This is a genomic window from Streptomyces sp. NPDC058678, assembly GCF_042714835.1.
GTDB lineage: Bacteria > Actinomycetota > Actinomycetes > Streptomycetales > Streptomycetaceae > Streptomyces.
Window position 1 is genome coordinate 88,065 of sequence record NZ_JBHXSG010000038.1, and the last position, 14,311, is coordinate 102,375.

At 64.1% G+C, this 14,311-nt stretch carries 8 protein-coding genes and 1 tRNA gene; 5 read left to right on the forward strand and 4 right to left on the reverse strand.

Going from position 1 to position 14,311, the window contains the following annotated elements:
• The first annotated feature begins 81 nt into the window (after window positions 1-81).
• On the forward strand, window positions 82-1,029 hold the full coding sequence (locus tag ACFWWR_RS30110) for a reverse transcriptase family protein (protein ID WP_384306425.1): 948 nt from the start codon (window positions 82-84) through the stop codon (window positions 1,027-1,029).
• Between the two features lie 142 nt (window positions 1,030-1,171).
• Here the strand turns inward: ACFWWR_RS30110 and ACFWWR_RS30115 are convergent, their stop codons facing one another.
• Window positions 1,172-2,563 (reverse strand): hypothetical protein, encoded by a 1,392-nt coding sequence (locus ACFWWR_RS30115; protein WP_384306428.1) that lies wholly within the window; start codon window positions 2,561-2,563, stop codon window positions 1,172-1,174.
• A gap of 765 nt (window positions 2,564-3,328) precedes the next feature.
• Here ACFWWR_RS30115 and ACFWWR_RS30120 point away from each other — a divergent pair.
• Both ACFWWR_RS30120 and ACFWWR_RS30125 read left to right on the forward strand, forming a co-directional pair.
• Window positions 3,329-4,813, forward strand: a complete 1,485-nt coding sequence (locus tag ACFWWR_RS30120) for a hypothetical protein (protein ID WP_384306430.1) — start codon at window positions 3,329-3,331, stop codon at window positions 4,811-4,813.
• Between the two features lie 172 nt (window positions 4,814-4,985).
• A tRNA-OTHER gene (locus ACFWWR_RS30125) sits at window positions 4,986-5,063 on the forward strand.
• 1,058 nt (window positions 5,064-6,121) lie between these two features.
• On the opposite strand, the gene ACFWWR_RS30130 is transcribed toward ACFWWR_RS30125, so the two are convergent.
• The gene (locus ACFWWR_RS30130; RefSeq protein WP_384306433.1) at window positions 6,122-6,565 is read right to left on the reverse strand and encodes a hypothetical protein; all 444 of its coding nucleotides are present in this window, start codon (window positions 6,563-6,565) and stop codon (window positions 6,122-6,124) included.
• A gap of 634 nt (window positions 6,566-7,199) precedes the next feature.
• Window positions 7,200-8,801: a sensor histidine kinase gene (locus tag ACFWWR_RS30135; RefSeq protein ID WP_383866965.1), complete on the reverse strand. Its 1,602-nt coding sequence runs from the start codon at window positions 8,799-8,801 to the stop codon at window positions 7,200-7,202.
• A gap of 62 nt (window positions 8,802-8,863) precedes the next feature.
• On the opposite strand from ACFWWR_RS30135, the gene ACFWWR_RS30140 reads away from it, so the two are divergent.
• Window positions 8,864-9,523, forward strand: a complete 660-nt coding sequence (locus tag ACFWWR_RS30140; protein WP_383866967.1) for a response regulator — start codon at window positions 8,864-8,866, stop codon at window positions 9,521-9,523.
• 182 nt (window positions 9,524-9,705) lie between these two features.
• On the opposite strand, the gene gntA is transcribed toward ACFWWR_RS30140, so the two are convergent.
• A complete protein-coding gene (gntA, locus tag ACFWWR_RS30145; RefSeq protein WP_384306436.1) occupies window positions 9,706-10,431 on the reverse strand; it encodes a guanitoxin biosynthesis heme-dependent pre-guanitoxin N-hydroxylase GntA in 726 nt (241 codons plus the stop codon).
• A gap of 215 nt (window positions 10,432-10,646) precedes the next feature.
• Here gntA and ACFWWR_RS30150 point away from each other — a divergent pair.
• On the forward strand, window positions 10,647-14,311 hold a 3,665-nt coding region (locus tag ACFWWR_RS30150; protein WP_384306439.1), incomplete at its 3' end, for an amino acid adenylation domain-containing protein.

Sequence of the window (14,311 nt, forward strand, 5' to 3'; positions counted from 1 at the left end):
GCGCGAGTTCGCGTGCGTTGCATGATAGTCCTTGCATGGGAGTGCGACCCTACCTCCTTCTGTGCCATCACAGGGGGGGCAATGCCGTACTTGGTTGATGACCTGGCGGAGCAAGCCGGCGTATCGGTCGAAATTCTAGAGGCGCTTTCCTTGGCTCTTCCTGCGGGTGCCGGGCGGCTCTACGATCAGCGGATATACCGCAAGAAGCACGGTGGAGTACGAGAAGTATTCAATCCGAGGCAACCCTTCGATGCCATTAACAAGAATTTGCATCGGAGCTTCCTAAACCTGTTCTCGTATGATGCCCCTGACCATGTTCACGGATTTGTTCGCCAACGTTCTACGATCAGCAATGCCAGTCAGCACCTAGCAAAACAGTGCGTTCTGCGCATGGATCTTGAGGATTTCTTTCCGTCAATTGACGCCGCAACAATAAGGGCTCTATTGCGAGAGCAAGGTTACGAAGAGAAGGCCGCGGACTTTGCTGTCAATCTCGTCACTATCGGCGGCAAGCTACCAATCGGACTTAGCACTTCACCTCTCTTGTCTAATTTGGCCTTCCTGAGCACAGACCGCTCCCTCGCCGAGTATGCACAGTCGGAGGGCCTGTCGTTCACGCGTTATGTGGACGATCTCACGTTCTCTGGCGATGTCACTGACCGCCATTCAGTGGATATCGCTCAAATCCTCGACGACGCTGGCTGGTCGGTGAACACGCGCAAAACCGCTTTCATGCGCCGCGGTGGCCCACAATACGTCACCGGCTTGTACGTCGGCGAATCGGACGGACCCCGGATTCCGCGTCAGCTAAAGCGTAAGATGCGATGGATCTTGCACGTGATATCGAAATTCGGTTACTACACCTATATGGAAGAGTTCGGCGGCGCGGACGAGGTGATGCTTCGGCGTCGTCTGTTGGGCTGGGCATGCTATATCGCCGCAGTCGAGCCAGACGTAGGTTACCCACTACTGCGGGCATTCGATGAGCTGGTTCCGGAGCCGGATGAGGATATATACGATCTCCTCTAGGTCTGCACCCATCACCGGGCCGTCTGTGGGCCGTCCGAAGGTGGCCAACGACTACCAGCAACGACGAACAACGACAGCGTCCTCGCTGGTCACAGCGGCCCCCTGAACAAGGCCCCGTGGTAGCGGTGCTGCACTTCTTCGGCTACTGGTAGCGCACCGCGGCACTTAACTCGCCCACTGAAACTACCGCCCAAAGCCGCTCCACCGACGTGGGGACACCTTGCGGAGGCGAACAGCCTAACGAAATGGAAGGCCTCTTGACTGTTGACCTAAGAGTGTCAATCACTCGATATTTTGAAATTTTGTGAGCCGTGATTCGAACCCAGTCATAGTAACCACGGGCCATGGCAATAGGGATCCCAATTTCCGGGTGCCCCATCACGGCCACAGCAGCGCCGGCACCAGCCGCCATGACCCAAACATGAGACGGGAACGGGTCCTGTGCCGGCCCCGTAAGAAGGGGAGTAATGGAACGCAGATGCTGTGCAAGCGTTTCGCGAATGGCATCCGCTTTCCCAGCCCTAACTGCTTCTTGATAGGCGCGCCTGGTCTCATCAGTCTCGTTCACGATGACATGTATTTGTCGCCAGGGTAGGACAAGGGGGTCTCCTGGAAGGAACGAGATCATCTGCTCTTTGCATCGCTCGAACATTGACATTTCATCTTGTTGGCGCATATCAAATACGGCATCGAATGGAATGCTTAGGTAGGCCGCTATAGGCGCACTGGCGGACAGTGGTCCAACGGATCCGCCGTCCGGGGAAACCGTTTGCTCGACGGCATAATTCCACGCGCTGACGACAGTGTGGGCTACAGTTTTGTGCTCCTCTGGCCATTCAAGTTGATCGAGCAAGCGCAGCACATTAGATCGGTAGTTTCGAGTACCCTGGTCCGCGTATTTTTCTATGAACTGAATGGCAGTCTGAACTTGAGCCTCGTGCGTCGGCGACAAACTCGATGTGTTCGCGACCTTAATCAACGCGTCATAATGAGTGATGGGATCATCGACTGACGCTGGCGTGCTCCATCGCCCTTGCGTACAGAAATGGTCGACAGCTTCCAGCATCGCCAATATTTCATTACGGAATTCCGGGAATCGATCAAGGATCTTTCCCGAAGGCCCCCGATAGTTCAAGATTTCGGAGAGGTCGCTTGTTTCTCGACTCAAGACGATTTCTGCGATGGCTAGTATGACATCAGGCTGACCGAAGTGGGAAGAGGTGCGCCCTGGGGACCCCATGAATCTCCGTAGTCCGGAAGTGGCCACACCGAAGCGCGATTCGTCGACATCTGGACGAGCTGCAATTTCCAAAAAATCTTTGTGGTCTTTTAGGTACCTAACGAAACTTTCTTTGCCGAAAAGGTCCAGAACGGCGTGGCTGTCTATCAACTGAACGTCGCTCAGCGTAATGGTGTTACCGAAGAGTGCGTGAAATTTCAGAAGCCGCTCTACTTCTCCGAGCGGTGAAACTCCCGAGTCGAGAGTCTTGAGTCTCACGTATTCGCCGTCGAGCCAATGGGCGTAGAGTCTCATGACAATCAGACTCCTGAAAAGGTATATCGCGCAATAGACTGCGCCGAACTACGTGATGAGTAGGTGGACCGCGCGCCCGCTCGCGTCCTAGCTGCTTCCCGCAGGTTTTATGACTGCGTGCCGTCTAGACCCTTGCCTCTACCTCTTCAGCCTCCCTCCGGCACTGCTGCCTGTCAACGGAGGTAGGTGCTGCCACGGACGAGGCACGCCACCAACACACCAGATCGAACCGGGGACTCATGGGGGACGCCACCCGCCCGTCGAGCCGCTCCTCCGCCGTCGCCCAGGTCAGCCTCCGAGCGTCGCAGTGAGCAAGCCTGTCTGGGCGCCACACCGCAAGCGCGCACGAGATAAAGCGGGTAACAGCGGGGAATCACGGTGAACGTAGACGAGTCCGGGGAGACCACAGCTTCGCCGTTCGCTTGGCCCCGCAGGATGGTTGTGGCTGACCCATCCACTCCGGTGGAGGGATCAGCCAGGTCGAACTCCTAAAGCAGTGCTCTGGCATTAGGGAGCCGTCGGCCATCTGTGCGTTGAGCACCCTCCGGGCCGTCTCATCGTCACGCCCGCCGCAGGCAACGCGCCACTCGGGCCCTGCTCGTTCGAGAAGCCAGGCCGCCCCGGACTAGTGCCGGCGCCTCTCCCAGCCGCAGACCCGCCCGGAACTACTTTCAGCCAACTCGGCGCTGTTGAGCGTACAGAAATCCATTTCTGGGTATTGATGCCGATCTGCGGAAGACCGGTCGGCGAACCTGGGGGGCGTCAATGCGTGTTTCCGAATACTACAAGCTGGGCCGAACGCAGCCGACTCTCGACTTCGTTGATGTGGATGTCGAAAAAGACACGCCCGTTTATATCGATCCGAGCACGCTAAAAAATCTTCCAGATGAGTGGTCAAGTCAGTGTCACACTATGCTTTCGACCTTCTTTCATAGTGTGGTAGACGCAATCAACGCTGGCGACCAGGACCGGCTCCGTGAGCTCCTTGTTCGATTGCAGGAACCGAACGAGACACACTTCGGTCTGTCAAAAGGGAAGTCGCGCGGTCGAGGCCTGGGCCCCTATCTCGTGCAACGCATTACCAACAACCTAGTGGTGAGCCGAGCTGCGGAGACTGGCTTGCTTGAGGACCTGGAGGATACTGCACTTTTCATAGAAGGAATCGGTAAAGACATCATCTCCGATGTGACCACGAACATCATTCGCGGGATGCTGATCTCGTACACGCAATCAATGGCCTCGATTTATGGCATGGAACTGCAAGACGGTGTGTACAGCGGACTTGTCTGGAATCACTCAACTTGCGAGTGGGAGGAGGGAAATACTCGCATGCTGCTACCAGGAAGTCCCTTGCTCTTGGTGCCCAAGGTGATCGTCCGCCACGACCTGCATTTGACCAAGGAGGAGTACTTTAGGAACCATTTGGCACCAACCCTGCAAGACGAGGAGCTCGACAAGCCAGGCAGCAAGCTCGTACAAACCGCTAAGACTGGGCGAAAATATGTAACCAAGATGGATGTCGAAAAGGAGTACGGTGGCGACAAAGAAAAGATGGTGGACCTGACGTTGACGCGCTCTCAAATTCTCCGCGCCTACAAGGACGAGAAGCGCAAGAAGCCATCCCGTCCTCTCGATCACGATGAGCTGAGCGCGGCCACGGGGACCAAACCTGTCAGCTATCGGAACCTTCTGAACGACGTGCTTGATACGCCACCCGGTGCCGAGAATGCCACTACTTACCATCACAGGGTGCACGCACTCCTTAGTGCGATCTTCTACCCTTGGCTGACCTACCCGATTGTCGAACACCCCTTGGATCAATCCCGAAAGCGAGTTGATATCACATACACAAATAACGCAACTGAAGGGTTTTTCGGATGGATAACACGACAAGGTCATCCGAGCTCGCACATTTTCGTTGAATGCAAGAATTATCACTCCGAACTCGGGAATCCCGAGTTGGATCAGCTTTGCGGCAGGTTCTCGCCACTACGCGGAAAGGTGGGACTGCTGCTATGCCGGTCCCTCACGGATAAGGACCACTTCCTTCAGCGCTGCAGGGATACAGCGCTTAGTCGCCATGAGTTCGTGCTCCTTCTAGACGACAGCGATCTTTCAGACCTCGTCGATGAGGTCATCACAGCACATACCCCTGCCGACTCGAATAAGATCGATGACGAAGACCAGGAGCAACCCTACCCAGGGGAGTTCCGGCTGCTATTTGAACGCTTCCGTAAACTCGTTAGCTGATCCCCGCTTGCTGGACTGGCGTTCTTCTGAAGCGCGGCAGCCTTCAGCGGCGCACAGCAGGGGACAAGCCCAAGCGTCTGGGCCGCTCCATGGTGTTGCTGAGCCAGCTGGCTAGCGCCGCCGTTCCGTGGACCATCCGTGGACCGAAGCAGAACGGTCAGCCATCGCCAGGGCCCCTGACCAGCTGAAACACCTGGGATACAAGCGGCCTCCGGAGCCGTGTGCGCAGGTTCGAATCCTGCCGGGGGCACTCGCCGAAGATCAGCAGGAACGCGCGCTGACCAGGGCGGATGCCGACAGAAGAGAGCGGGAACAGTCTCACTGGTTCCCGCTCTTTCTCATTGCTGATCACGGTTCACGCGTGAGTGGCGTGTGAGACCGAGGGGCCTCGCGAAGGCGGCGGTTCACACGAAGGGCAGTTCCGTTACCGCCCGAGGAGGCCACCGGCTAGGCTCGGCCACAGCTTCGGGGGGTAATGACGGAATCATTGGAGCCAGCTACGCCAATCGGCCCCAAGGTAAATGACGTATTGTCCGTAATGCCTGGCAGGTCCTATCGCGACCCCAAGGCTTCGCCCGGGAAGAGCGGCACCGTCCGAATTCTTCGGCTCGGCGACCTCGGCCGCAGCGGTGGCGTCGGCCCGCCTCATGGCAGGACCGAATGGGTGTGGGCAGGGCGAGAGGCTGAACCGCTTCAGCCCGGCGACATCCTCGTGACGTGCTCCTTCGCACCCGGTGCAGGCCGAGCGGTGGTGGTCCGCGAGGCCGATCTCCCTGCCGTTGCCAACCAACACCTGCTCTGCCTACGCCCGAAGTCCGAGGTTCCGGAGCTATACGTATGTGTCGCGGGGTCGGGCCGGCGGCGTATCGCCGTCAGGCACGATGCTTTCGATCACAACACCTTCGACCTGGTGGAACCACAGGTCCTGGAGGAGTACATCACCCACGGCCGTTCATGATCGCGCTTGTGGTGACCCTCCGTGGCCCCGGCACGGAATGTGATCCAGAACCAAGGTTCAAAGACCGCCGAAAGAGGCGGAGGCAGCACGTACGAGCGCAACGCCCGCCGCAACGGTCTCCGGCGTCGGCCGCCCCGTAGCGGCTTGACCCGTACGGGACGACCGTCACTGACGAGTTGGTTATCCTGTTCCGCTACTTCTCCGACGACTCCGCCCGTCTGGCAGCAACGTACTGAGCGCCGCCCCGGCAGGACCCGTCACGCGCCCCTGTGGGGGATGGATCTGAACCCACGGTGACCCGCGCCACGAAGGTTTGCCCGCTCTCGGCCCCGTGCCTCATGGCAGGTCCATCAGGCCCAGGCGGTGCTCAGTTGCACCTTCTCGACACCGGTGATGCCGACCACGGGGCGGTCGATGGACTCGTCGGTGGTGTGGTAGTCGAACTCCTTGTACGCAGGGCCGCCGAAGTGAGGACACGCCAGGGGCGTCCCTCGCAATTCCGTTCCGGAAGCAGTCTTCCATGTGATCCACCAGATCACGCAGCCGCCGTCCGGCGTCACCCAACCGCCGCCCGGAAGCAGATCCTCGATCCAACCGGTCACCTGCGCCTGCCCGTTCTCGATGCAGACTCTGATCTCGCCCTTACCGAACTTGTGCGTCTCGCTGTCGGTGACGCATAAGGGTGCTGCAGACGCGGTCTGCGCGCCTGAGGAGGCGTAGGCGGTCGGCATCGCGAGCAAGCCGGCAGTTCCCAGTACTCCTGCAACCGCTGTGGTGCGTATGAAACGGCGCATGACGTTTCCCTTCCTGTCGATGTGTATGTCCGTTCAGTGGCGTGATCGGTCCAAGGCGCGTCATCGAACATCTCTCGGAACATCGCGCGCGAGGAACCTCCGGTGCGGGCGGTTCCGTTGCCGCGAACGGGCCTGCCCGCAGGCGACGTTCGCTGAACAGGTCGACGGACCGAAACCGCCCCGCCCCGGCCCAGGAGCCGTATCAGGGCCGGGCGGGACATCAGGGGACGTAAACCATCAGCCGGACGCTCGCCGGTCGTCCCAAGACGTGCTCGCAGCGGTACTGCGTCCACTCATTGTTGGCGAGTCCCTCTTCGCCACGGCTCTCGCAGTGTGCCCACGCCTCCAGCCCTGGCAAGTCGGTCCACGAGCCGGCCATCTGCCACCCGCTCGCCAGGTTGCGCACTCGGCTGCGCTCGGCCGGTCGTCACCTCAGTCGGCGCCGCCGCGACAGCGGTCCCCGTCTGCACTGCGACGGCCAGCACAACTGCGCAAACAGAACTCCCACCCACAGACACCCATTTGCGTAAGAGCATGGTTCCTCCCATTCGTCGTGTCACCCGTATGGCCACTCCACGTCGCGGGTGGCCATGTCCCATACGGCCCGTCAACGGGCCGCCTCGCGTTGCCCTCATCACCGGTTCTCGCCCAATGTGTTCTTGGAGGCGAGCGCCCCCTTGATGAAGCACAATCGGTATACCTCGGCCTCCATTGCGAAGAGGCCACCGCCTTCAGCGCGGTAGTACTTGCATACGGCATGCGCAGGTGTCGGCAGCGGGTCGGCGTCCACGTGCGCCTGCTGCGTCGGCAGAACCGATCGCAGGTCCTCCCAGCGCTGTCCCGCCGTCAAGTTCCTGTATGTGGCCGCGTCGAGCGTCGGGCTGTCGAAGGCGTTGGAGAAGTACACAACCGTCATCACGCACACCACGGCCACGGCCACCACCGGTACCGCCAGCACTATCGCCAGGCTGCGGCGTACCCGCTGCTCGGCGTCTCGCTGTGCCGTGACGGTCAGCGGAGCCCCGAGCTGAGCCGGTTGGTCGTCGTCGCCGGATCCGTACAGGACACCGGAGTGCGGCAATCGCGCCTTGACCTCGAAGCCGCCGTCGTCGCGGTGGCCCGCCGAGAGCGCACCTCCGAGCACCCTGACCCGCTCGGAGAGCCCGACCAGCCCCATGCCGTTGCCGGTCGCCCCGGGGGACGGGTGGTCGGAGACGCTGTTGGTGACCGTGACTACGGTGTGGTCCGTCAGACGGTCGATCCGGATCAGGACCTCTGCCCCGGGTGCGTGCTTGGCGGCGTTGGTGAGCGACTCCTGGACCACCCGCTGCACCGCCTCTTCGACCACCGTCGGCGCCGTGTTGTCGAGACCGACCCGTCTCAGGTCGACCAGCATGCCGGCCGTACGCGCGCGGTCCACGGTGGTCATGAGGTCCTCGCGCGGCGCCGTCGGCTCCTTCGCGGTGTCCACGCGCAACACGCCGATGATGTCGCTGAGGCGTCCGACCGCCTGGGCCGTGCTGCGGCGCAGCTCTCCCGCCGTGGACCGGGCTGCCTCGTCCAGCTGGGGGGCGACTTCAAGGGCGGCCGCCTGCATGGCGATGAGGGTGAGGTCGTGGCCGAGCTGGTCGTGCATGTCCTGGGCGATCCGGGCCCGCTCCCTGATCCGGGCCCGGTCGGCGGCGAGCTGGTACTCCCGCTCCAGGTGTCGGGCCCGCTGCCAGCCGGCCAGCTCCAGTTCGCGGCGCTGATGGCGGTGACGGCCCGCCAGCCAGGCGGTCACCGCGCCCACCAGCAGCGGAGTGCTGTTCAACCAGGTGGTGAGATGGCCCGCCGTAAGGCCGATGACCCCAAGCGCCGTGAGGACCACGCTCACCGACACCGCCACTTCGACGGGCCGCTCCCGTACGTCGCCACGCCGGCCGGCCAGGTAGCTCATGACGAACACGCCGGGCGAGAACCAGGGGCTGATCAGGCTCAGGACCGCGCTGGCACACCAGGACAGCGGCAGCCACGTGTCCCGGAAAAGTACGATGGGCAGGAGCAGCAGCACCCCGGCCAGCCGCCACCACAGGGGCGAGTCCGCGTCGCCGGGTGAGTCGAGCAGCGCGGGAACGGCGAGCGCCACCCACAGGGCGGTACTACGGACGATCTTGCGCTGGCTGGTCCCCTCGACAAGGATGCGGGTTCGACTGGTTCCGCGAGCAGGTTCCGGCGGCTTCAGGAAGTCTTTCATGTCAGGTCCTGACAGCACGCCGGTGCGGCGAGAGCCTCGGTGGGGGAAGAGATGGGGAACGTGTGATTCGGGTTCTGATCGCCGACGACGAGACGATGATGCGGGCGGGGGCCCGGGCAATCCTGTCGACCGATCCGGAGATTGAGGTGGTGGCTGAGGCGTCCACCGGCAGGGAAGCCGTGGAACTGGTACGCCGTCACCGGCCGGACGTGGCGCTCCTCGATGTGCAGATGCCGCAACTCGACGGCCTCGACGCCGCTTCCGCGATCCTGAAGTCCGACGCGGGCACGGCCGTGATCATCTTCACGACGTTCAGCAACGACGACTACATCTCCCGTGCCCTGAGTGAAGGCGCGAGCGGATTCCTGCTGAAGTCGGGGGATCCGCGCGATCTCATCGCGGGGGTGCACGCCGTCGCCGACGGAGCCGCGTATCTCTCCCCGGAGGCCGCGCACCGGGTGATCCGCGGCCTGCCCACGGCACGGATGACGCGGGGTTCCGCCGCACGGGAGCGGGTCGGCCGACTCAGCAACCGTGAACGGGAGGTACTGACGTTGCTCGGGGAGGGACTGTCGAACGCTCAGATCGCTCGTCGACTGCGCCTCGTCGAAGGCACAGTCAAAACCCATGTCAGTTCCATCCTCACCAGGCTGGCTGTCGGCAACCGCGTACAGGCGGCCATCATCGCCTACGAAGCGGGACTGATCGAGAGCGTCGACTGATTCCGGACACACGTCAGTCACCAAACGAACACGAGGTCCGGACGGCCGGGTGGGCGGCAACGATGGCATTGCCTCCCACCCGGCCCAGCCCGCGCCCAATGCGACGGCACAGTGCCCGCGCGGCGTCCGGTCCGAGCGCCCGGGAACACCCGGGATCGCCGGCGCACCCGTTCTTTCCGTACTCACTCGGTCGTCGCGGCTTCCGGGGAGAACGGGCACGTCCAGTCCACCGGCACGGCGCGCCCCGAGTACTGACGAGCCTCGGAGGTCTCTCCGTGGTCGGAGAGCATGGGATTGACGCTTCCCTGCAGTCGCACCTCCCGTTCGCGGATCCTGCGCTGCAGCCCGTAGTACGTCCCCTGCGCCTTGAGCCGGGTGAACTGCTCGTGTGAATTGAACACGAGGACGGGGCGCGAAAACCGCCGGGAAATACGTGAGGCTTCCGGGTTGAATCCGGCGACGAAGAAAGGGTGGCCGGCCACACTGAAGGCGAATTCCCGCGACTCCGGGTCACTTGAGTAACCCGGGCTCCATGAGTGGGTTCTCGCGTCGAACCGGTGGAGGCGGCCCAACTGCCTCCAGAGCAGCTCCTCGAATTCTTCTTCATCGCTCACCCGGGGACCGAGGAAAAGCGCCACGAACGAAGCGAACTCATGCCCCTCGGTGAGTTGCTCGTCCACGAACACAGCCAGGTCCCGATGAAGTCGCGCAGTGCACTCCGCCGCGTCCAACTCCTCGTACACCTGCATGACGAGAGTGTTCTGTCGCAGCGCGGCACGCGCCCCCAGGCAGGTGAAGGAATCCTCGCCCACCCAGGCTATAAATTCCTCCTTCAACTCATGATGTGCCATTCTGGCCTCCAGCTCCACCGCAAGTGCCGCGACCTTAACACCGGTTCGGATCCGCATCGCAGAAAGTCCCCTGTTTAAGGGTGGAGTTGAACACCGGCGCACCCCAAACCCCGACGCGGCAACCTGTTTAAGGCACGAGTTAAGGGAGCCTCATTTACCTTGACAGGCCACCCACTCGTAGAAATAGGTTGCTGAGCACTATTGCTGCCAGCAGCCATATTCACAGCGCTGGCCACGGCAACAAAAGTGCGGTCCGAGTGGGAGAGATGGCAGTGACGCGACGGCCCCGTAAGATCGAGGACATCTACCCGCTGTCCCCCCTTCAGGAAGGCTTGCTCTTCCACAACGTCCTCGGGGGGACTGCCACCGACGTCTACGTGGCCCAGGTGACGACGGACTTCGAAGGCCCGCTCGACACCGACGCGTTGCGGGCCGCGGCCGCGACGCTGCTCGCCCGCTACCCAAATCTGCGGGTTGCCTTCCGCCAGCGCACAACGGGCGAATGGGCCCAGCTGGTCCTCCGTGAGGTAGAACTCCCCTGGCGCACCGTCGATCTCAGCGGCCTCCCGGAGCCGGAGCGGGCGGATCGCGCGGAGACAGCGGCGTTCGAGGACCGCGACCGCCGCTTCGATCTGGGTCAGGCACCGCTGGTGCGGTTCACGCTCATCCACCTCGGCGGGCAGCGCCACCGCTTCGTCCTCACCAACCATCACATCCTGCTCGACGGCTGGTCGATGCAGACCCTGATGAAGGAGCTGTTCGCGCTCTACCTCGCGAAGGGCGACGCCTCCGGTCTCCCCCGTCCGCGCCCGTACCGCGACCACCTCACCTGGCTCGCCGGGCAGGACACCGAAGCGGCGAGCAGGGCGTGGGCCGAGGCCCTGGCCGACCTCGAGGAACCGTCCCGGGTCGCGGCGCTCGCACCGGGACAGCCGCCGGTGGTCCCGAAGCACGTCCGGTTCGGCCTGGACGACCGCGAGACGCGGGCGCTGACCGCGTTCGCCCGCGAGCACGGGCTGACCCTCAACACCGTGGTCCAGGGGGCCTGGTCACTGCTGCTGTCGAGGATCACCGGACTCGACGACGTGGTGTTCGGCGTCACCGTCTCGGGCCGACCTCCGGAGCTCGACGGCGTCGAGGACATGGTCGGTCTGTTCATCAACACCCTGCCGCTGCGCCTGCGGCTGCGCCCCGCCGAGCCCTTCGCGGCGATGCTGGCCAGGCTCCAGGAGGAGCAGAGCCGCCTGCTTCCCCACCAGCACCTCGGCCTCGCCGAGATCCAGCGCCTGGCCGGAGTGGGTGACCTCTTCGACACCTCCATGGTGTTCGAGAACTACCCGCTGGACGCCGCCGGCCTGGACCGTACCGCCGACGGACTCAAGGTCCTGCGCACCGAGGGCTACGACGCCACTCACTACCCGCTGGGCCTCGTGGCGATGCCCGACTCCACGCTGCGGTTCCAGCTCGACTACCGGCCCGACGTCTTCCACCGCGACCGGGCCGAGGAGTTGGCCGAGCATCTGCTGCGCATCCTCCGGCTGCTCCTCACCGCCCCGCACACCCCGGTCGGCCGCGTCGACGCCCTCGGCCACGAGCAGATCCGGCGCATGCTCGTCGACTGGAACGGCACCGAACGCCCCGTACCCGCCGACATCCTGCCCCGGCTCTTCGAGGCCCAGGTGGCCCGCACCCCGGACGAGACGGCGGTGGTCTTCCAGGACACTCCTGTCACCTACCGGGAACTCAACGCACGGGTGAACCGGCTGGCCCGGCTGTTCACAGAGCACGGCATCGGCCCCGAGGACGTCGTGGCTGTGGTGCTCCCGCGTTCGGTGGACTCCGTCGTGGCCCTGCTGGCCACGATGAAGGCCGGGGCGGTGTACCTACCCGTGGACCCGGAATACCCCGCCGACCGCACCTCGTTCATGCTCACCGACTCGGCGCCGGCACTCGTAGTGACCGTCGCCGCCGCCGCTGACCGCGTCGCCGTGCTCGACGCCTCGGGCACCCTCGTCGTCCGCCTGGACGACGCGGAGACACGCCACGCCCTCGCCGATCGGCCGGACACCGACCCGGCCGTCGTCCGCGCGACCCCCGCCAACGGGGCCTACATCCTCTACACCTCCGGCTCGACCGGGCGCCCGAAGGCAGCCCTGATCACCCACGCGAGCCTCACCAACCTGCTCCACCATCACCAGTACGAAGTCCTCACGCAGGTGGTGGAGTCCGTCGGCGGCCGCCGGCTGCGCATGGCGCACACCGCCTCCTTCTCCTTCGACGCGTCGTGGGGCCTGTTCCTGTGGATGGCCGCACACGGCCACGAACTCCACCTGATCGACGACGACACACGCCACGACCCGGAGGCTTTCGCCCGGCAGGTCCACGAACAGCGCATCGACGTCGTCGACATGACCCCGTCGGAGTGCCAGCACCTTCTCGCAGCTGGTCTGTTGAGCCAGGACCGGCATCGCCCGTCACTGGTGGTCCTGGGCGGCGAGCCCATCGGCGAGGGGCTGCGCCGCGAACTCACCTCGGTGGAAGGCCTGGTCGCCTTCAACTTCTACGGCCCGACCGAGTGCACCGCCGACAGCGTCACCGGCGTCGTACGCGACGCCAGTCCCGCCGAACTCGGCACACCCGTCTCCAACGCCCAGGTGTACGTCTTGGACGCCGCCCTGCGTCCGGTCCCCGTCGGCGTGGCCGGCGAGCTGTACGTGGCGGGCGCCGGCGTAGCCCGCGGCTATCTGAGCCGCCCCGGCGTCACCGCGGAGCGCTTCGTGGCGAATCCGTTCGGCCCGGCCGGCGCGCGCATGTACCGCACGGGCGACGTGGTCCGCTGGACGGCGGAGGGCCTGCTCGAGTTCATCGGACGAGCCGACGACCAGGTGAAGCTGCGGGGCTTCCGCATCGAGCTCGGCGAGATCGAGTCTCTGCTCGGAGCCCACGAGACCGTGGCCCAGGCAGCGGTCATCGTGCGGGAGGACCGGCCGGGCGACAAACGCCTGGTCGCCTACGTCTCCGCCACCAAGGGCGACGAGGCCGACCCCGTCGCTCTGCGCCGGTACATCGCCGATCGGCTCCCCAACCACATGGTGCCGGCGGCGATCGTACGGCTGCCCGAGCTGCCCCTGACCCCCACCGGCAAGCTGGACCGCCGTGTCCTGCCCACGCCCGACTACGAGACCGCGAACGAGTCGGCACGCCGCCCCCGGACTGGCCAGGAGGAGATCCTGTGCCACCTGTTCGCCGACGTCCTCGGCCTCGACCGGGTCGGTATCGACGACAGCTTCTTCGACCTGGGCGGGCACTCGCTGCTCGCCACCCGTCTGGTCTCCCGCATCCGCACCACGCTGGGCGCGGAACTGTCGGTACGCACGCTGTTCGAGACACCGTCGGTGGCCGGTCTGGCCGAGGCGCTCACCCAGGCCGCCTCCGCGCGTACGCCGGTGGTGGCGCGGGCGGAGCGTCCGCAGCGGTTGCCGCTGTCGTACGCCCAGCAGCGGATGTGGTTCCTGCACCAGTACGAACCAGACAGCGCCCTGTACAACATCCCCGTCGCGCTGCGCCTGACCGGCGGCCTGGACGAGGAGGCGCTGCGCACCGCGCTCGCGGACGTCGTCACACGCCACGAGGCACTGCGCACCGTGTTCGCGAACGACGACGACGGCGCCCACCAGATCATCCTCACTCCCCACCACGCCCGGCCGGCCCTGGACGTGCGGTCGGTCACTGACCGCGAGATCGAGGATGCGCTGGCGGCGGCGGCCGGGCACGGCTTCGACCTGACCCGGGACCTGCCCCTGCGCGCCACACTGTTCCGGATCGGCCCCACCGAGCACGTCCTGCTGCTGGTCGTGCACCACATCGCCGCCGACGGCTGGTCCCTGACCCCCCTCGCCCGCGACCTGACCACCGCCTACACCGCCCGCACCACCAG